18 protein-coding genes are annotated in these 16978 nt (G+C 70.6%); 7 read left to right on the top strand and 11 right to left on the bottom strand.

Features of this window, described 5'->3' with window-relative positions; translation table 11 throughout:
• Positions 1–43 precede the first annotated feature (43 nt).
• The 4 genes from ACWEBX_RS32285 to ACWEBX_RS32270 form a co-directional block, all read right to left on the bottom strand.
• Positions 44–562 carry a SixA phosphatase family protein gene (locus tag ACWEBX_RS32285; protein ID WP_451888319.1) on the bottom strand — a complete coding sequence of 173 codons (519 nt, stop codon included), beginning with the start codon at positions 560–562 and terminating at the stop codon, positions 44–46.
• Between the two features lie 167 nt (positions 563–729).
• Positions 730–945 (bottom strand): hypothetical protein, encoded by a 216-nt coding sequence (locus ACWEBX_RS32280; protein ID WP_389847799.1) that lies wholly within the window; start codon positions 943–945, stop codon positions 730–732.
• A gap of 331 nt (positions 946–1276) precedes the next feature.
• Positions 1277–1393, bottom strand: coding sequence for an SGM_5486 family transporter-associated protein (locus tag ACWEBX_RS32275; RefSeq protein ID WP_263974370.1), 117 nt, complete (start codon positions 1391–1393; stop codon positions 1277–1279).
• Between the two features lie 63 nt (positions 1394–1456).
• On the bottom strand, positions 1457–2842 hold the full coding sequence (locus ACWEBX_RS32270) for a CynX/NimT family MFS transporter (protein ID WP_451888318.1): 1386 nt from the start codon (positions 2840–2842) through the stop codon (positions 1457–1459).
• A gap of 100 nt (positions 2843–2942) precedes the next feature.
• Between ACWEBX_RS32270 and ACWEBX_RS32265 the strand changes: the two genes are divergently transcribed.
• The gene (locus ACWEBX_RS32265; RefSeq protein ID WP_451888317.1) at positions 2943–3629 is read left to right on the top strand and encodes a FadR/GntR family transcriptional regulator; all 687 of its coding nucleotides are present in this window, start codon (positions 2943–2945) and stop codon (positions 3627–3629) included.
• A gap of 52 nt (positions 3630–3681) precedes the next feature.
• Here ACWEBX_RS32265 and ACWEBX_RS32260 read toward each other — a convergent pair whose 3' ends face one another.
• The 3 genes from ACWEBX_RS32260 to fabG form a co-directional block, all read right to left on the bottom strand.
• Positions 3682–4068: a hypothetical protein gene (locus ACWEBX_RS32260; protein ID WP_451888316.1), complete on the bottom strand. Its 387-nt coding sequence runs from the start codon at positions 4066–4068 to the stop codon at positions 3682–3684.
• Positions 4069–4226: 158 nt separating this feature from the next.
• On the bottom strand, positions 4227–4994 hold the full coding sequence (gene fabI / locus ACWEBX_RS32255; RefSeq protein ID WP_451888315.1) for an enoyl-ACP reductase FabI: 768 nt from the start codon (positions 4992–4994) through the stop codon (positions 4227–4229).
• 5 nt (positions 4995–4999) lie between these two features.
• Positions 5000–5704 carry a 3-oxoacyl-[acyl-carrier-protein] reductase gene (gene fabG, locus ACWEBX_RS32250; RefSeq protein ID WP_451888314.1) on the bottom strand — a complete coding sequence of 235 codons (705 nt, stop codon included), beginning with the start codon at positions 5702–5704 and terminating at the stop codon, positions 5000–5002.
• 271 nt (positions 5705–5975) lie between these two features.
• Between fabG and ACWEBX_RS32245 the strand changes: the two genes are divergently transcribed.
• The 3 genes from ACWEBX_RS32245 to tyrS are packed head-to-tail and all read left to right on the top strand — an operon-like array spanning position 5976 to position 10205.
• On the top strand, positions 5976–7499 hold the full coding sequence (locus tag ACWEBX_RS32245; protein ID WP_451888313.1) for a TldD/PmbA family protein: 1524 nt from the start codon (positions 5976–5978) through the stop codon (positions 7497–7499).
• A complete protein-coding gene (locus tag ACWEBX_RS32240) occupies positions 7496–8890 on the top strand; it encodes a metallopeptidase TldD-related protein (protein ID WP_451888312.1) in 1395 nt (464 codons plus the stop codon). The genes ACWEBX_RS32245 and ACWEBX_RS32240 overlap by 4 nt, the downstream gene beginning before the upstream one ends.
• Before the next feature lie 46 nt (positions 8891–8936).
• Entirely contained in the window at positions 8937–10205 is a 1269-nt protein-coding gene (gene tyrS / locus ACWEBX_RS32235) for a tyrosine--tRNA ligase (RefSeq protein ID WP_355771298.1), read from the top strand.
• Positions 10206–10283: 78 nt separating this feature from the next.
• On the opposite strand, the gene ACWEBX_RS32230 is transcribed toward tyrS, so the two are convergent.
• Positions 10284–10568 carry a GlsB/YeaQ/YmgE family stress response membrane protein gene (locus ACWEBX_RS32230; protein WP_451888311.1) on the bottom strand — a complete coding sequence of 95 codons (285 nt, stop codon included), beginning with the start codon at positions 10566–10568 and terminating at the stop codon, positions 10284–10286.
• A gap of 242 nt (positions 10569–10810) precedes the next feature.
• Here ACWEBX_RS32230 and ACWEBX_RS32225 point away from each other — a divergent pair, with 242 nt between their 5' ends.
• Both ACWEBX_RS32225 and ACWEBX_RS32220 read left to right on the top strand, forming a co-directional pair.
• Positions 10811–11197, top strand: a complete 387-nt coding sequence (locus tag ACWEBX_RS32225) for a DUF3099 domain-containing protein (RefSeq protein ID WP_451888320.1) — start codon at positions 10811–10813, stop codon at positions 11195–11197.
• Positions 11198–11534: 337 nt separating this feature from the next.
• On the top strand, positions 11535–11801 hold the full coding sequence (locus ACWEBX_RS32220; RefSeq protein WP_451888310.1) for a hypothetical protein: 267 nt from the start codon (positions 11535–11537) through the stop codon (positions 11799–11801).
• Between the two features lie 23 nt (positions 11802–11824).
• On the opposite strand, the gene moaA is transcribed toward ACWEBX_RS32220, so the two are convergent.
• The 3 genes from moaA to ACWEBX_RS32205 all read right to left on the bottom strand — a co-directional run bounded on the left by moaA (position 11825) and on the right by ACWEBX_RS32205 (position 15041).
• On the bottom strand, positions 11825–12814 hold the full coding sequence (gene moaA / locus ACWEBX_RS32215) for a GTP 3',8-cyclase MoaA (RefSeq protein WP_451888309.1): 990 nt from the start codon (positions 12812–12814) through the stop codon (positions 11825–11827).
• A 236-nt stretch (positions 12815–13050) separates the two neighbouring features.
• Positions 13051–14688, bottom strand: coding sequence for a solute symporter family protein (locus tag ACWEBX_RS32210; RefSeq protein WP_451888308.1), 1638 nt, complete (start codon positions 14686–14688; stop codon positions 13051–13053).
• A complete protein-coding gene (locus tag ACWEBX_RS32205) occupies positions 14685–15041 on the bottom strand; it encodes a DUF485 domain-containing protein (protein ID WP_451888307.1) in 357 nt (118 codons plus the stop codon). Before ACWEBX_RS32205 ends, ACWEBX_RS32210 begins: the two co-directional genes overlap by 4 nt.
• A gap of 375 nt (positions 15042–15416) precedes the next feature.
• Between ACWEBX_RS32205 and ACWEBX_RS32200 the strand changes: the two genes are divergently transcribed.
• Positions 15417–16943, top strand: a complete 1527-nt coding sequence (locus tag ACWEBX_RS32200; protein ID WP_451888306.1) for a S8 family serine peptidase — start codon at positions 15417–15419, stop codon at positions 16941–16943.
• Positions 16944–16978 lie beyond the last annotated feature (35 nt).

Here is a 16978-nt window from a genome sequence, read left to right as displayed (position 1 = left end):
GCACCGCCATGGTGCCGGGCCCCCGTCCGTCGTCGGGGCGGGTTCACTCCGTCGGAGCCCAGTAGTCGGTCAGGGCCGCCGATCCGGGTTCGAGGGACTTCCAGGGGCCGTCGAAGGTGAGGACCGCGAACGCGGCGGTGTGGAAGCCGTGGGCGTTCATCCGGGCGCGGCAGTCACCCTCCGCCCGGCCCGCCAGGATCTCGGTGAGGCCGTGCATACCGGGATTGTGGCCGATCAGGATCGCGTTCTGGGCGTCGTCCGGGGTTTCGTTGATCACGGCGATCAGCTCGCCGGGCGAGGCGTCGTAGATCCGCTCCTCGTAGACCGTTTTCGGCCGGTGCGGGAGCTCCAGGACGGCGTGCTTCCATGTCTCGCGGGTCCGGATCGCGGTGGAGCAGAGGGCCAGGTCCAGGGGGATGCCGCTGTCGGCCAGCTTGCGTCCGGCGATGGCGGCGTCCATGCGGCCCCGGTCGGCGAGCGGCCGCTCATGGTCGGACATCTGCGGCCAGTCGGCTTTCGCATGCCGGAAGAGGACGATTCTGCGGGGTTCTGCGACGCTCATGCGTCCCAGCTTCGCACGAAACATGCCATGGGGCTCAGGGAGTTGATGTGGTCCCCCGGCGCGGGTGAACCCGTGCGCCGTCAGGGGTGATGGCATCCCCGCCGAGGGGGCGCGGTGCGATGGGGCCGGGCTCGCGGGTCTGCGGCTGCGGGCCCGCGGTACGCCGCTCAGGAGGCGTTGTGCAGGACCGCTTGCTGGACGCGCTCGAACAGGTGGGTGATCGCCGGGTCGCCGGTCGCGGCGTGCGCGTCCGCCGGGTTCAGGATCATGAGCAGCAGGACGACGAAGGAGAGCGTGGGCAGGGCGAGGGCCCACCAGGGCAGCCGGATGTCGACGCGGCCCGTGGTCGCCGGGTGGGGCCGGGTGTGCGTAGGGGCCGACATGCCGCCTCCGTGAGTCTTCGAGTGGTCCCTGGCCGCGGTTCGCGGTCACGATTCGAAGCTACGGAATGCGCCGCTCTCGGCCCATCCGGTGATCCACCCACTTGACCCTGACACTCACCCCCTAGGGGATGGGGGGTTATCCCCACCTCCGGGGCCGGCGGCCGGCCGACGTCGCCGACAGGGCGGGCCAAAGGGGCGTACGGGGTGTCACGGCACCGGTGCGACGGCGGTCGGTACCGGTTCGCCCGTCTCGGCGGTCAGTACCAGGCTCAGTACCGGTCCGCCGGATTCGGTGATCGGGACGAGGCCGCCGGGCTCGGGGCTCCGCCGGTCACGGGGAGGCGATGGAGGCGATGATGCCGATGATCACCGTGATGGCCAGCATCGCGCCGAGCACGAGCAGCAGCTTCTTCTGGCCGTTCTGGGGGTTCGGGTCGAGCACAGGCATGCGGTCAGTCTCGCACTCCTGGTCCGCCGTGCCGTCGCCGGGGCCCGTTTCCGGGAGCCGGGGTCAGCCGGCGGCCTCGTCCTCCACCGTGCGGTCGCGGCCCGCCAGGATGCCGACCCCGATCTGCGGGATCATCAGCCCGGCCATCAGCGCGATCGGCAGGCCCCAGCCGCCGCTGTGCTGGTAGAGCACGCCCACGAGCAGCGGGCCCGGGATCGAGATCAGGTACCCGGTGCTCTGGGCGAACGCCGACAGTTGCGCGACACCGGCGCCGGTCCGGGCGCGCATGCCGACCATGGTCAGTGCCAGGGGGAAGGCGCAGTTGGAGATGCCGAGCAGCAGGGCCCAGGCCCAGGCACCCTCCGCCGGGGCCAGGTAGAGGCCCGCGTATCCGGCGAGTCCGCAGAGGCCCAGGGCGACCACGATGGGCCCCTGCCGGGGCAGGCGGGTGGCGAGGCGTGGGATGACGAAGGCGAGCGGAACGCCCATCACCATCGTGACGGCGAGGAGCAGCCCCGAGGTGCTCGCGGCGACGCCCGCGTCGCGGAAGATCTGAGCCATCCAGCCCATCGTGATGTAGGCCGCCGTGGCCTGGAGACCGAAGAAGACGGCCAGGGCCCAGGCGGTGCGACTGCGGGTGATGCGCAGTCCCCCGGGTTCGGGGCGGGCCACGGGGGTGGCGGAGGACTTCGTGACGTCGGCGCGGGACGCGGTCGCGGTGCCGGTACTCGTGCCGGTGCCGGGGCCCGCGGCTGCCTCAGGCGCGCGGTCGCCGGTGCCGGGGACCGCGCCCCGGGCTCGTACCAGCAGGATCCACGGCAGGACCGCCGCCGCCGCGAGGCCCGCCCACACCACGAGGCCGGAGCGCCAGTCGCCCCCGAGGGCGTCGGTCATGGGCACGGTCGCCGCCGCGGCGGCGGACGTGCCGAGGGCGAGGGCCATCGAGTACAGGCCCGTCATGGAGCCGACCTTGTCGGGGAACCAGCGCTTGACGATCACCGGCATCAGGACGTTGCTGACGGCGATGCCCATGAGCGCGAGGGCGCTGGCGGCCAGGAAGCCGGCCGTGCCCCCGATGTACGGCCGCACGGCCAGGCCCGTGGTGATGGCGACCATGCCCGCGCAGACGACGGCAGCGGCCCCGAAGCGGCGGGCGAGCCGCGGTGCGGTCACGCCGAAGAGGGCGAAGCACAGGGGCGGCACGGAGGTGAGGAGTCCGGCGACGCTGCCACTCATGCCGAGGCCGCCGCGCACCTCTTCGAGGAGGGCGCCGAGGCTGGTGATGGCCGGGCGCAGGTTGAGGGCGGCGAGGACGATGCCGGCGACCACGAGCCGTGTCGTCCACGCGCGCGGGTGGGGCGTCGCGGGTGCCGTGCTCCGGGTGGGGCGGTGTATCGCGGGGGGACGCGTCGGCGTGCGGGTTTCCTCGGGGACCATGAGGCCCATCATAGAATCATGGGATGATTGGGTGTCCAATCGCGCTGCGTTAATCTCCGGAACCTCCGGCCCCGCGCGAACGATCACACCCGGGCCCGTACGAAGGACCGTCATGCCGCTGAGCCATCCCCGCCGTTCGGCCCTGTCCGAGCAGGTCATCGCCGAGCTGCGGAACCAGATCACCTCGGGCGAGTGGCCGGTCGGCTCGCGCATCCCCACCGAGCCGGAGCTCGTCGACCAGCTCGGCGTCGCCCGCAACACCGTGCGCGAGGCGGTCCGGGCGCTCGCCCACAACGGGCTGCTGGACATCAGGCAGGGGTCGGGGACCTATGTCGTGGCGACCAGCGAGCTGGCCGGGGTGATGCACCGCCGGTTCGCGGACGCCGACCCCCGGCACATCGCCGAACTGCGGTCCACGCTGGAGTCGAGCGCCGCGAGGCTGGCCGCCGAACGGCGCACGGAACGCGATCTCAAGCAGTTGGAGGCACTCCTCGTACACCGTGAGGAGGCCTGGGAGTCGGGCGACGCGGAAGCCTTCGTGACGGCCGACGCGACCTTCCACCTGGCGGTGGTGGCCGCGTCCCACAACGACGTCATGACGGCGATGTACGCGGATCTGGGCGAGGTGCTGCGCGACTGGCTGCGCGTGGACGTCGGCAAGGAGCTGACTCCGGAGTCGTACATGGACCATGCCCTGCTCGTCGACGCGATCAGGGCGGGCGACACGGAGGCGGCGGCCGCGGAGGCCGCGAGCTATCCCTTCCAGTGCCGGCCGGGCCGGCCGGCCGGCCGGGAGTAGGCACGGCCGGGACCAGGCACGGGCGGCCGGCGGGCCCGGCCGGCACTGGGTGTCACTTCTCGTGCGTGATCCAGACCGTGCGGATCTCCTTCCAGCAGCGGCCGGTCAGCCGGACGGTCATCGCCGGTCCGACCTCGACCGGGGTGCCGTCGGTGTCGATGTCCCACCAGCGGGCGCACTCGACGTGCAGAGCGACGTGGTCGGTGCCCACATAGGGGTTGTGGCAGTACGCGACGACCTGGGAACCGGTGACGGTGGTCCGGCACTCGGCGCCGAACGGCTGGGGCACGGCGGGTTTCCGCGCGTCCTCGCCCGCGGCGGCCGGCCGGGACCCCTCGTTCACCCTCTCCGCGCGCGAGAGGGACAGCGCGTCGTGCGGGACGGCCAGGGCCAGAGCGACAGCGGCGAACACCGGAGCAAAGCGGCGGGACAGGCGCACAAGGGGACCTCCTCGGCCGAACGGCTACGGGGCGGGCGGTGCGTCCTCCCAGCGTGCCGGTCAGGGGGTCCCGGCCGCCCGGCCGACTGGGCCGAACGGGGGACGCCCCGCTCCCCGCGCGGTGCGGGAAACGGGGCGCCGGTACCGCGCGTAAGCGCTTACGCGCCGATGGCGTGCAGGCCGCCGTCCACGTGGATGATCTCGCCCGTGGTCTTCGGGAACCAGTCGCTCAGGAGGGCGACGACGCCCTTGCCCGCCGGCTCCGGGTCCTTCAGGTCCCACTCCAGCGGGGCGCGGGTGTCCCACACGGAGGCCAGCTCGCCGAAGCCCGGGATGGACTTGGCGGCCATGGAGCCGATGGGGCCGGCGGAGATGAGGTTGCAGCGGATGTTCTGCTTGCCCAGGTCTCGGGCCATGTAACGGCTGGTGGCCTCCAGGGCGGCCTTGGCCGGGCCCATCCAGTCGTACTGCGGCCAGGCGAACGAGGCGTCGAAGGTGAGGCCGACGACGGAGCCGCCGTTCTGCATCAGCGGCAGACAGGCCATCGTCAGCGACTTCAGGGAGAACGCCGAGACGTGCATGGCCGTGGCGACCGACTCGAACGGCGTGTTCAGGAAGTTGCCGCCGAGGGCGTCCTGCGGCGCGAAGCCGATGGAGTGCACGACGCCGTCGAGGCCGCCCAGCTCCTCGCCGACGACGTCGGCGAGACGCCCGAGGTGCTCTTCGTTGGTGACGTCGAGCTCGATGACCTTGGTGGGCTTCGGCAGCTTCCTGGCGATGCGCTCGGTCAGCGTGGGCCGCGGGAACGCGGTCAGGATGATCTCCGCACCCTGCTGCTGGGCCAGCTTCGCGGTGTGGAAGGCGATGGAGGACTCCATCAGCACACCGGTGATCAGGACGCGCTTGCCCTCAAGAATTCCGCTCATGGTGATCAGTGACCCATTCCCAGTCCGCCGTCAACCGGGATGACGGCTCCAGTGATGTACGAGGCTTCGTCCGAGGCGAGGAACCGCACCGTCGCGGCGATCTCCTCGGGCTTCGCGTAACGGCCCAGCGGTACCTGCGACACGATCTTCGCGCGCTGCTCGTCGGTGAGCGCCTGCGTCATGTCGGTGTCGACGAAGCCGGGCGCGACGACGTTGAAGGTGATGTTGCGGGAGCCGAGCTCGCGGGCGAGCGAGCGCGCGAAGCCGACAAGGGCGGCCTTGGACGCGGCGTAGTTCGCCTGTCCCGCCGAGCCGAGCAGCCCGACGACCGAGGAGATCAGCACGACGCGGCCCTTCTTGGCGCGCAGCATGCCGCGGTTGGCACGCTTGACGACGCGGAAGGTGCCCGTGAGGTTCGTGTCGATGACCGAGGTGAAGTCCTCCTCGGACATGCGCATCAGCAACTGGTCCTTGGTGACGCCGGCGTTGGCGATCAGGACCTCGACCGGGCCGTGCTCGGCCTCGATCTCCTTGTAGGCCTGCTCCACCTGCTCGGTGTCGGTGATGTCGCACTTGACCGCCAGGAAGCCGGCCGGCGGCTCGCCGGACCGGTATGTGATCGCGACCTTGTCGCCTGCGTCGGCGAATGCGCGGGCGATGGCGAGGCCGATGCCCCGGTTGCCTCCGGTGACGAGAACCGAGCGGCTCAACGGATCACCCTTTCGTTAGCGGACTGAAACCCCTGCAATACAGGCGCCTTCCTCGAAAACCTATCGGTCCGCCCGGCCTCCCAGAGAATCGGGCACCGACAGTGGGTTCGGGCGACTGCTGTCGGGTCTCTACAGAAAGCCGGGGCCGTACGGCCGGAAGGCGGACGCCTCGCGACCGAAAGACGCGCCGGGTCGCGGCAAAGGCGTGGCCGCCGGGGCCGCCCGCGCGACATGATCGGACCCGACGGGCCACGACAGCAGGGAGACCTCGGTGCCTCATTCCATCGACGAAGCCTTCACGGCGCTACCGCTGCGCGCACTCGCCGACGCCGCGCTCGCGCGGGCGCGGGCGCTGGGCGCCGACCATGCGGACTTCCGGTTCGAGCGGGTGCGCAGCGCGTCCTGGCGGCTGCGCGACGCCAAGCCGGCCGGATCGTCGGACACCACGGACCTGGGGTACGCGGTACGGGTCGTGCACGGCGGGACCTGGGGGTTCGCGTCGGGTGTCGACCTGACGATGGACGCGGCCGCGAAGGTCGCCTCGCAGGCCGTGGCGATGGCGAAGCTGTCGGCGCAGGTGATCAAGGCGGCCGGGTCGGACGAGCGGGTGGAGCTGGCCTCCGAGCCGGTGCACGCCGAGAAGACGTGGGTCTCGTCGTACGAGATCGATCCCTTCTCCGTGCCGGACGAGGAGAAGGCGGGGCTGCTGGCCGACTGGAGCGCGCGGCTGCTGGCGGCCGACGGCGTCAACCACGTCGACGCGTCCCTGCTGACCGTGCACGAGAACAAGTTCTACGCGGACACCGCCGGGACGGTGACCACGCAGCAGCGGGTGCGGCTGCACCCGCAGCTCACCGCGGTGGCCGTCGACGACTCCAGCGGCGAGTTCGACTCGATGCGGACGATCGCGCCGCCCGTCGGGCGCGGCTGGGAGTACCTGCTGGGCACCGGCTGGGACTGGGAAGGCGAGCTGGAGCGGATTCCGGGGCTGCTCGCGGAGAAGATGCGGGCGCCGAGCGTGGAGGCGGGGGTGTACGACCTCGTCGTGGACCCGTCCAACCTGTGGCTGACCATCCACGAGTCCATCGGGCACGCCACCGAGCTGGACCGCGCGCTCGGCTACGAGGCGGCGTACGCCGGGACCTCCTTCGCCACCTTCGACCAGCTCGGCAAGCTCAGGTACGGCTCCGACCTGATGAACGTGACGGGTGACCGCACCGCCGAGCACGGCCTCGCGACCATCGGGTACGACGACGAGGGCGTCGAGGGCCAGTCCTGGGACCTGGTGAAGGAGGGCACGCTCGTCGGCTACCAGCTCGACCGGCGGATCGCGGAACTGACCGGCTTCGAGCGCTCCAACGGCTGCGCGTACGCCGACTCCCCCCGGCATGTGCCCGTGCAGCGGATGGCCAACGTGTCGCTGCGGCCGGACCCCGGCGGGCTGTCCACCGAGGACCTGATCGGGGGTGTCGACCGGGGCATCTACGTCGTCGGCGACCGGTCCTGGTCCATCGACATGCAGCGCTACAACTTCCAGTTCACCGGCCAGCGCTTCTTCAGGATCGAGAACGGCCGGATCGCGGGCCAGCTCCGTGATGTCGCGTACCAGGCGACGACCACCGACTTCTGGGGTTCGATGGCGGCCGTCGGCGGCCCCCAGACGTATGTCCTCGGCGGTGCCTTCAACTGCGGCAAGGCCCAGCCGGGCCAGGTCGCCGCGGTGTCGCACGGCTGCCCTTCCGCCCTCTTCAAGGGTGTCAACATCCTCAACACCACGTCGGAGGCCGGTCGATGAGCGCCCGTACGAACAAGCCGCACGAAGTCGTCGAGCGTGCCCTCGAACTGTCCCGGGCCGACGGCTGTGTGGTGATCGCCGACGAGCACTCCACCGCCAATCTCCGCTGGGCGGGCAACACGCTCACCACGAACGGGGTCACCCGTGGGCGCACGCTCACCGTGATCGCCACCGTCGACGGCCGTGAGGGCACCTCGTCCGGTGTCGTCTCGCGCTCGGCCGTGACCGCCGACGAGCTGGAGCCCCTGGTGCGGGCGGCCGAGGCGGCGGCGCGCGGCGCCGGTCCCGCCGAGGACGGCCGGCCGCTGGTGACGGGCGTGCCGGAGTCCCCCGACTTCACGGACGCGCCCACCGAGACGTCCTCCACCGTCTTCGCCGACTTCGCGCCGGCGCTCGGCGAGGCGTTCGCACGCGCGCGTGCGGGCGGCCGTGAGCTGTACGGCTTCGCCAATCACGAGCTGGTCTCCAGCTACCTGGGTACGTCGACGGGGCTGCGGCTGCGGCACGACCAGCCGAACGGCACGCTGGAGGTCAACGCCAAGTCTCCGGACCGTACGCGTTCGGCCTGGGCGGGACGCTCGACGCGGGACTTCAAGGACGTCGACCCGGCCACGATGGACGCGGAGCTGGCGGTACGGCTCGGCTGGGCCGAGCGGCGCGTCGAGCTGCCGGCCGGACGCTACGAGACCCTGCTGCCGCCGACCGCGGTCGCGGACCTGCTGATCTACCAGATGTGGTCGGCCGCCGCCCGGGACGCCGCCGAGGGCCGGACCGTCTTCAGCAAGCCCGGAGGCGGCACCCGCATCGGTGAGCGGCTCAGCGAACTGCCGCTGACGCTGCGCAGCGACCCGAACGAGCCGGGCCTGGAGTCCGCCCCGTTCGTCCTCGCGCACTCCTCGGGCGACGACGCCTCCGTGTTCGACAACGGGCTTCCGCTGAAGGCAACCGACTGGATCCGGGAGGGCGAGCTGCGGCATCTGTCCACCACCCGGCACAGCGCCGGCCTGACCGGGCTGCCGGTGACGCCGACGATCGGGAACCTCGTCCTCGACGGCGGCGAGGACCGCTCCCTGGAGGAGATGGTCGCCGCCACGGAGCGCGGTCTGCTGCTGACCTGCCTCTGGTACATCCGCGAGGTCGACCCGGCGACGCTGCTGCTGACCGGGCTGACCCGCGACGGCGTCTACCTCGTCGAGGACGGCGAGGTCGTGGGCGAGGTGAACAACTTCCGGTTCAACGAGTCGCCGGTGGGCCTGCTGGGACGGGCCACGGAGGCGGGGCGGACGGAGAAGACGCTGCCCCGTGAGTGGAGCGACTGGTTCACCCGGGCCGCGATGCCCGCTCTGCGGGTGCCGGATTTCAATATGAGTTCTGTCAGCCAGGGCGTATAACCTCGTACCTGATATTCACGAGACCAGCCGAGGAGATACGAGAACCGTGACGGACATCGTCGACGAGCTGAAGTGGCGGGGCCTGTTCTCCCTGTCCACCGACGAAGATGCTTTGCGCAAGGCGCTCGCGGACGGTCCTGTCACGTTCTATTGCGGCTTCGACCCGACCGCGCCCAGCCTGCACGTCGGTCACCTCGTGCAGGTGCTCACGATGCGCCGACTGCAGCAGGCGGGGCTGCGGCCGCTCGCCCTGGTGGGCGGGGCGACGGGCCAGATCGGCGACCCCCGCCCGACGGCCGAGCGCACGCTGAACGACCCGGAGACGGTCGCGAACTGGGTGACGCGGCTGCGTTCGCAGATCGAGCCGTTCCTGTCCTTCGAGGGCGAGAACCCCGCGGTCATGGTGAACAACCTGGACTGGACGGCCGGGCTCTCGGCCATCGAGTTCCTGCGGGACATCGGCAAGCACTTCCGCGTCAACAAGATGCTCACCAAGGACTCCGTGGCCCGCCGCCTGGAGTCCGAGGAGGGCATCAGCTACACGGAGTTCAGCTACCAGCTCCTCCAAGGCATGGACTTCCTGGAGCTGTACCGCCGGTACGGCTGCACCCTGCAGCAGGGCGGCAGCGACCAGTGGGGCAACCTCACGGCGGGCCTGGACCTGATCCACCGGCTGGAGCCGGCGGCCCATGTGCACGCGCTGGCGACGCCGCTGATGGTCAAGGCGGACGGCACCAAGTTCGGCAAGACCGAGGGCGGCGCCGTCTGGCTCGACCCCGAGATGACGACGCCGTACGCGTTCTACCAGTTCTGGCTGAACGTGGACGACCGGGACGTCTCGACGTACCTGCGCATCCTGTCCTTCAGGTCCCCCGAGGAGCTGACGGAGCTGGAGAAGCAGACGGAGGAGCGTCCGCAGGCCCGTGCCGCCCAGCGCGCGCTGGCCGAGGAGCTGACGACGCTGGTGCACGGCGCCGACCAGACCGCCGCGGTGATCGCCGCCTCCAAGGCCCTCTTCGGGCAGGGCGAGCTGACCGACCTGGACGAGCGCACGCTCGCCGCGGCCCTGTCCGAGGTGCCGCACATCCAGGTCGCCGAGGCGGGCCTGGTCGTGGACCTGTTCGCCGAGGTCGGCCTGGTGGCCAGCAAGTCGGCCGCGCGCCGCACGGTCAAGGAGGGCGGGGCGTACGTGAACAACGTGAAGGTCGGCGCCGAGGACGCGGTCCCGGCCAAGGAGGACCTGCTGCACGGGCGCTGGCTGGTGCTGCGCCGGGGCAAGAAGAGCCTGGCCGCGGTGGAGGTCACGGGCGGCTGAGCGTTCCGACGACAGCGAGGGCGCGGGCCGCTTCCCGGATCGGGAAGCGGCCCGCGCCCTTCGTCCGTTCGGGCGGGGTCACGCCCGCTGCTGCGCCTTCTTGTTCCCCCACAGGGCCATGTACGCCATGTCGCCCAGCGCCACGATGACGATGGCGGCGATCAGCTGGAAGAGGTGCCGGGTCCAGTCGATGCCGGACGTCGCCTCGACCCCGAAGGCGCGCGCGAGGGCGTTGCCCACGATGGCGCCGAGAATGCCGAAGATGGTGGTCAGCCAGAGAGGGCTGTGCTGCTTCCCCGGAATGATCGCCTTGGCGATCAGGCCCAGCACGAACCCGACGATGATCGCCCACAACCAGCCCATGTCCGCCTCCTAGCACCGCTCCCCGTGAGCGGTACCGCCAGTCTCTGGCTGTCAGCCATACGGCGCATGTCGGGCGGAGCCGTACGCGCTACGGCGCACCGTGTCCGCCCGGACGGGATGCGCCCCGGTCTCGAACGCGGCGCAGACGCGGCGTACCGTGGAAGCAGTCCGGGCCCGCGTCCTCGACGGGTCCGTGACGGGTACGGACCGGGGAGTCCGACACAGTCAGGTGGTGGAGTGTGATCAGGAAGCAGAGCAACGTCCAGGTCTTCCGGATCACGGGAGCCAGACAGAGCCTGGACGACGACGTGCGCGGCCGGCAGCGCCGCTACGTGATCTCGATGTCCGTCCGTACGGTGTCGGTGATCCTGGCGGCCACCCTGTGGAACGTCGAACGGCCCGTCGCTCTGGTCGCTCTGGTCCTCGGAATTCTCCTCCCGTACGTCGCGGTGGTCATCGCGAACGCCGGACGCGAGAACGCGCCCTCGCTCCCCTCGACCTTCGTCACCGCTCCGCTGCGTCCGATGATCACCCCGCCACGGCAGGACGGCACCGGGGAGCCCTCCGCCGAGGACGCCGCGACCGGTCCCGAGGGGCGCTCGGGAGCCGAGCCGCGCGACCCGGCTTAAGACCCGGACGAAGCCGGAAAGCTGGTGAACTCGCCCTGGGACAAAGCCGGTTCAGCTCCGGACGGACGTCCGCGCATTCCCCGAAAACGGAATATCCGCACACGGGCAAGCTCAAGAAAAGCTCAGATCAATCATGTTGTTCCAGTGCCGGGCGGCGGGTGACCCGTGACATACTTCGTACGCGCTCCGCATCCCCCGTCGGAGCGACAGACCGACGCCGGGCAGCTCCCCCCGTGGCTGCTCGGCGTCGCCTTTTCGGATACTCGGAGCCCGGCCCGCGGAGGGTCCGCCCACCGCGCGGAACGCGTGCCGCGCGGCCTCGGCTAGGGTCGGCAGGGTGATTTCGAACGCCCCCGGCTCCGGTCCCGTCTCCCCCGTCTGCTCGGCCAAGGCCTGCCGCGCGGACGCCGTGTGGGTGCTCGCCTGGAACAACCCGAAGCTGCACACGCCCGAGCGCCGCAAGACCTGGCTCGCGTGCGAGGAGCACCGCGAGCACCTGTCGTCGTTCCTCGGGATGCGCGGGTTCCTGAAGGACGTCGTGCCCCTCGCCGAGTGGGAGGCCTCCCGGCCCGCGGAACGCGGGGAGGACGAGGACACGCTCTAGGGTCTGTCCGCCCTGGGGGCCGGTCAGCCGCCGATCGCCGACATCGGGCGGTCGGGCTGTACGAACGACGGGTCGTCCAGGCCCGCTCCCGCCTTCTTCCCCCACATCGCCGCGCGCCAGACGCGGGCGATCTCCTCGTCGGGCGCGCCGGAGCGCAGTGCGCCGCGCAGGTCGGTCTCCTCCGTGGCGAACAGGCAGGTGCGCACCTGGCCGTCGGCGGTGAGGCGGGTGCGGTCGCAGGCCGCGCAGAACGGGCGGGTGACCGAGGCGATCACCCCGACGCGGTGCGGGCCGCCGTCGACGATCCAGCGCTCGGCGGGTGCGGAACCCCGCTCGCCGGTGTCTTCCTCGGTGAGCCGGAAACGGGTGCGCAGCGAGGCGAGGATGTCGGCGGCGGTGACCATGCCGTCGCGCTTCCAGCCGTGCTGGGCGTCCAGGGGCATCTGCTCGATGAAGCGGAGTTCGTAGGCGTGCTCCATGGACCAGGCCAGCAGGTCCGGGGCTTCGTCGGCGTTCAGGCCCGGCATCAGCACCGAGTTGATCTTGACGGGGGTCAGGCCGGCGTCGCGGGCGGCTTCGAGGCCCTCGATGACGTCCTGGTGGCGGTCGCGGCGGGTGAGGGTCTTGAAGACGTCGGGCCGCAGGGTGTCCAGCGAGACGTTCACCCGGTCGAGACCGGCGGCCTTCAGGGCCGCCGCGGTGCGCTTGAGGCCGATGCCGTTGGTCGTGAGGGACATCTGCGGGCGAGGGGCGAGGGCCGCGACCCGCTCGACGATGCCGGGCAGTCCGGGGCGCAGCAGGGGCTCGCCGCCGGTGAAGCGGACCTCTTCGATGCCGAGGCGGGTGACCGCGATCTCTATCAGGCGGACGATCTCGTCGTCGGTGAGGAGGTCGGGCTTGGCCAGCCACTGCAGGCCTTCTTCGGGCATGCAGTACGTGCAGCGGAGGTTGCACCGGTCCGTCAGTGAGACACGCAGGTCGGTGGCGACCCGGCCGTAGGTGTCGATGAGCACGTGGGCCCCCTCCCTCGTTGCCGATCTCTTTCTCCGGATACCTGTGAGCCTACGTGACGGGACCGGCGCGTACAGCGGCCCGATCGCACGAGACGCGGCGCGGGCCCGTCGTAGGGATCTACCAGTGGTGATCCACCGGTGGTCCTGCGACGGGCCCGCGCGATGCCGGGATCTAGGCCGTGTCCGCAAAGTTTCGTCTGCCCGGCGGGCGGACGACGCGACTTTGCGGACACGACCTAGTGGGCTCCGGTGCCGGTCAGGGCGCGGACCTCCAGCTCGGCGTACTTGCCGGCGTCGGGTTCCTCCTTGGAGAGGAGGGTGCCCAGCCAGCCCAGCAGGAAGCCGACCGGGATGGAGATGAGGCCCGGGTTCTCCAGCGGGAACCAGTGGAAGTCGACGTCCGGGAACATCGAGCTGGGCTTGCCCGAGACGACCGGGGAGAACAGCACCAGGCCGACCGCCGTGACCAGGCCGCCGTAGATCGACCAGAGAGCGCCCGGGGTGGTGAACTTCTTCCAGAACAGGCTGTAGAGGATCGTCGGCAGGTTGGCGGAGGCGGCGACCGCGAAGGCGAGGGCGACCAGGCCGGCGACGTTGAGATCGCGGGCGAGGGCGCCCAGCAGGATGGACACGGCGCCGATGCCGACGGTCGCGTACCGGGCGGCCTTCATCTCCTGTTTCTCCGACGCCTGCCCCTTCTTGATCACGTTCGCGTAGATGTCGTGCGCGAAGGAGGAGGACGAGGCGAGCGTCAGTCCCGCGACGACCGCGAGGATCGTGGCGAAGGCGACGGCGGAGATGGTGGCGAGCAGGATCGCGCCCCAGTTGGAGTCCACGCCGCCGAGATGGAGGGCGAGCAGGGGTGCCGCCGTGTTGCCCGCCTTGTTGGAGGCGATGATCTCGTCCGGCTTGATGAGCGCGGCGGCGCCGAAGCCGAGGGCGAGGGTCATCAGGTAGAAGGCGCCGATGAGGCCGATCGCCCAGTTGACCGACTTCCGCGCGGTCTTGGCGGTGGGCACGGTGTAGAAACGGATCAGGATGTGCGGCAGGCCCGCGGTGCCGAGGACCAGTGCCATGCCGAGGGAGATGAAGTCCAGCTTGGTGGTGGAGGTGGCGCCGTACTTGAGCCCGGGTTCCAGGAACGGCGAGCCCTTGCCGCTGTTGTCGGCCGCCTTGCCGAGCAGGTCGGAGATGTTGAAGTGGAACTTCAGCAGGACCAGGAAGGTGAGCAGGACGGCGCCGGCGATGAGCAGGACCGCCTTGACCATCTGCACCCAGGTGGTGCCCTTCATGCCGCCGATGGTGACGTACACGATCATCAGGACGCCGACGAGCGCGACGATGCCGATCTTGCCGCCGTCGCTGGTGATGCCGAGGAGCAGGGAGACGAGGACGCCCGCGCCCGCCATCTGGGCCAGCAGGTAGAAGATCGACACGACGATGGTGGAGGTGCCGGCGGCGGTACGGACCGGGCGCTGGCGCATGCGGTAGGCGAGGACGTCGCCCATCGTGTAGCGGCCGGAGTTACGCAGGGGTTCGGCGACCAGGAGCAGGGCGACGAGCCAGGCGACCAGGAAGCCGATGGAGTAGAGGAAGCCGTCGTAGCCGAAGAGGGCGATCGCGCCGGCGATGCCGAGGAAGGAGGCGGCGGACATGTAGTCGCCGGAGACGGCGAGTCCGTTCTGGAAGCCGGTGAACTGGCGTCCGCCCGCGTAGAAGTCGGCGGCGTCCTTGGTCTGGCGGCCCGCCCAGACGGTGATGACGAGGGTCGCGGCGACGAACACCGCGAACAGGGTGATGATCAGCGGGCGGTGCTGGCTCGCCTCGCCCGCGGCCAGCACGGTCGTGTGCGCGGTGGTCTGTACGGGGCTCATGCGCCACCCTCCATCCGGGACTTGATGGCGTCGGCCTTGGGGTCGAGTTGAGTGGCCGCGTGCCGCGAGTACCACCAGGCGATGAGGAAGGTGGTGAGGAACTGGGCGAGGCCGAGCACCAGGGCGACGTTGACGTTGCCGAACAGCTTGGTGCCCATGAAGCCGCCCGCGTAGTTCGAGAGCAGCACGTACAGCAGGTACCAGAGGATGAATCCGACGGTCAGCGGGAAGGCGAAGGAGCGGTGCGAGCTGCGCAGTTCACCGAATTCGGCGCTCTCCTGCATCTCGACGAACTTTTCTGTGGACGGGAGCTCGGCTCCGGTCCTCGCGGGTGGTGGTGCGTCGGTGGCCACGGTGTCTCCTCGCGTTGCGGGTGCGGTTACGACGGTGGACGGGGGCAGGTCGGGGCCCGCGGACGGGGACGGTTCGGGTACGGACATCGGACTTCGACCTCACATCGGCGTGCGTCACGTGACAGAACGCGACCGTTCGCATCCTTTTCGTGATCCGATCAGGGGGCTCGATCGTCCACGGGCTCCCTGCCCGAGGTCACGGCGCCACGCGTGGACCGGTTCAACTCACGCGGGTTCTTTCGGAAGTCGTCGCCGCAAGTCATTGCTGGGCCGGTCGGCGGGAGGATAGCTTCGGCCTGCACCATTCCGTCATGTACCTGCCCGAGCACCATCCGTGTTCGGGCAGCTCCGTTTTCCGGATGATGTGGAGATCCCATGGCTCATCTGCGTTCCAGACACCGTCTCGCCCTCGCCGTGCCGGTCGTTCTGTCGCTCACCGCCTCGCTCGGCTTCCTGCCGGGCGTCGCGACGGCCACACCTCTCACCGCGCCCGCCGCGACGACCGCGGACGGGCCGAATCTCTCGTACGTGGTCAACACGGCGACGGACCACCGGACGATCGCGTCGGTGAAGAAGGCGATCGCGTCGGCCGGCGGCAGTGTCGTGATCGCGTACGAGCAGATCGGCGTGATCGTCGTCCACTCCGCGAACCCGGACTTCGGCCGGCAGATCCGGACGGTACGCGGGGTGCAGTCGGCCGGTGCCACCCGCACCTCGCCGCTGAAGGCCGCGGGCACGACGGACGAGGGCGCGGCGCAGGTGCTGTCCGCCGCCGAGGCCGCCAAGGTCGCGAAGTCCGCCGACGCGGGCCAGGAGCCCCTCGAGGCCGACCAGTGGGACCTGCGCGCGATAGGCGCCGACAAGGCGGCCACGATCAACCCCGGCAGCAAGAAGGTGACCGTCGCGGTCATCGACGTCGGCGTCGACGACACCCACCCCGACATCGCGCCGAACTTCTCCGCCTCGCAGTCCGCGAACTGCGTGGGCGGCAAGCCGGACACGACGTACGGGTCCTGGCGTCCGGTGGACGCCGACCACTACCACGGCACGCATGTCGCGGGAGAGATCGCGGCGGCCCGCAACGGCGTCGGTGTCGCGGGGGTCGCGCCGGGTGTGAAGGTCTCCGGCATCACCGTCGCCGAGCCCGACTCCACCCAGCTCTTCTACCCGGAGAGCGTCGTGTGCGCCTTCGTGTTCGCCGCCGACCACGGTGTCGAGATCACCAACAACAGCTACTACGTGGACCCGTGGCTGTACAACTGCGTCGACGACCCCGACCAGAAGGCCATCGTCGACGCCGTCAACCGCGCCCAGCGGTACGCCCAGAGGAAGGGCACGCTGAACGTCGCCGCGGCGGGCAACTCCAACGACGACCTCGACTCGGACGCGCTCACCGACGCGTCCAGCCCCGACGACTCGACCGCCACGACGCGGACGGTCGACCCCCACAAGTGCTTCGACATCCCCACCCAGTTGCCCGGTGTCGTCACGGTGTCCTCGACCGGCGTCAAGGGCGCCAAGTCGTACTTCTCCAGCTACGGGGACGGTGTCATCGACGTCGCGGCGCCCGGCGGCGACCGCTACCAGATCCCGGACACGCCCTCGGGGAACGGCCGCATCCTCTCCACGCTGCCGAACAACACGTACGGCTTCCTCCAGGGCACCTCGATGGCGACCCCGCACGTCGCCGGTGTGGCCGCGCTCCTGAAGTCCAAGTACCCCTGGGCGACACCCGCTCAGCTCCAGCTCCTCCTCAAGGCCGAGGCGGACAACCCGGGTTGCCCGGCCGAGCCCTACGACGGCAACGGTGACGGTGTCGTCGACGCGACCTGCGTGGGCGGCAAGCACGTGAACGGCTTCTACGGATCCGGCATCGTCAACGCCCTGCGGGCGGTCAAGTAGCGCCTGCCGTAACCCCCGTGGCCCCGGCCGCCGCC

It is taken from the genome of Streptomyces sp. NPDC005070 (assembly GCF_053600395.1).
The sequence above is the reverse complement of the archived record's forward strand: the minus strand, read 5'-3'. Positions and strand labels throughout refer to the sequence as shown.

Bases quoted from the DNA above. Each gene is read 5' to 3' on its own strand.
- ACWEBX_RS32285 (WP_451888319.1), bottom strand. From the start codon at position 562: ATGAGCGTCGCAGAACCCCGCAGAATCGTCCTCTTCCGGCATGCGAAA.
- ACWEBX_RS32280 (WP_389847799.1), bottom strand. From the start codon at position 945: ATGTCGGCCCCTACGCACACCCGGCCCCACCCGGCGACCACGGGCCGC.
- ACWEBX_RS32275 (WP_263974370.1), bottom strand. From the start codon at position 1,393: ATGCCTGTGCTCGACCCGAACCCCCAGAACGGCCAGAAGAAGCTGCTG.
- ACWEBX_RS32270 (WP_451888318.1), bottom strand. From the start codon at position 2,842: ATGATGGGCCTCATGGTCCCCGAGGAAACCCGCACGCCGACGCGTCCC.
- ACWEBX_RS32265 (WP_451888317.1), top strand. From the start codon at position 2,943: ATGCCGCTGAGCCATCCCCGCCGTTCGGCCCTGTCCGAGCAGGTCATC.
- fabI (WP_451888315.1), bottom strand. From the start codon at position 4,994: ATGAGCGGAATTCTTGAGGGCAAGCGCGTCCTGATCACCGGTGTGCTG.
- ACWEBX_RS32240 (WP_451888312.1), top strand. From the start codon at position 7,496: ATGAGCGCCCGTACGAACAAGCCGCACGAAGTCGTCGAGCGTGCCCTC.
- ACWEBX_RS32230 (WP_451888311.1), bottom strand. From the start codon at position 10,568: ATGGGCTGGTTGTGGGCGATCATCGTCGGGTTCGTGCTGGGCCTGATC.
- ACWEBX_RS32210 (WP_451888308.1), bottom strand. From the start codon at position 14,688: ATGAGCCCCGTACAGACCACCGCGCACACGACCGTGCTGGCCGCGGGC.
- ACWEBX_RS32200 (WP_451888306.1), top strand. From the start codon at position 15,417: ATGGCTCATCTGCGTTCCAGACACCGTCTCGCCCTCGCCGTGCCGGTC.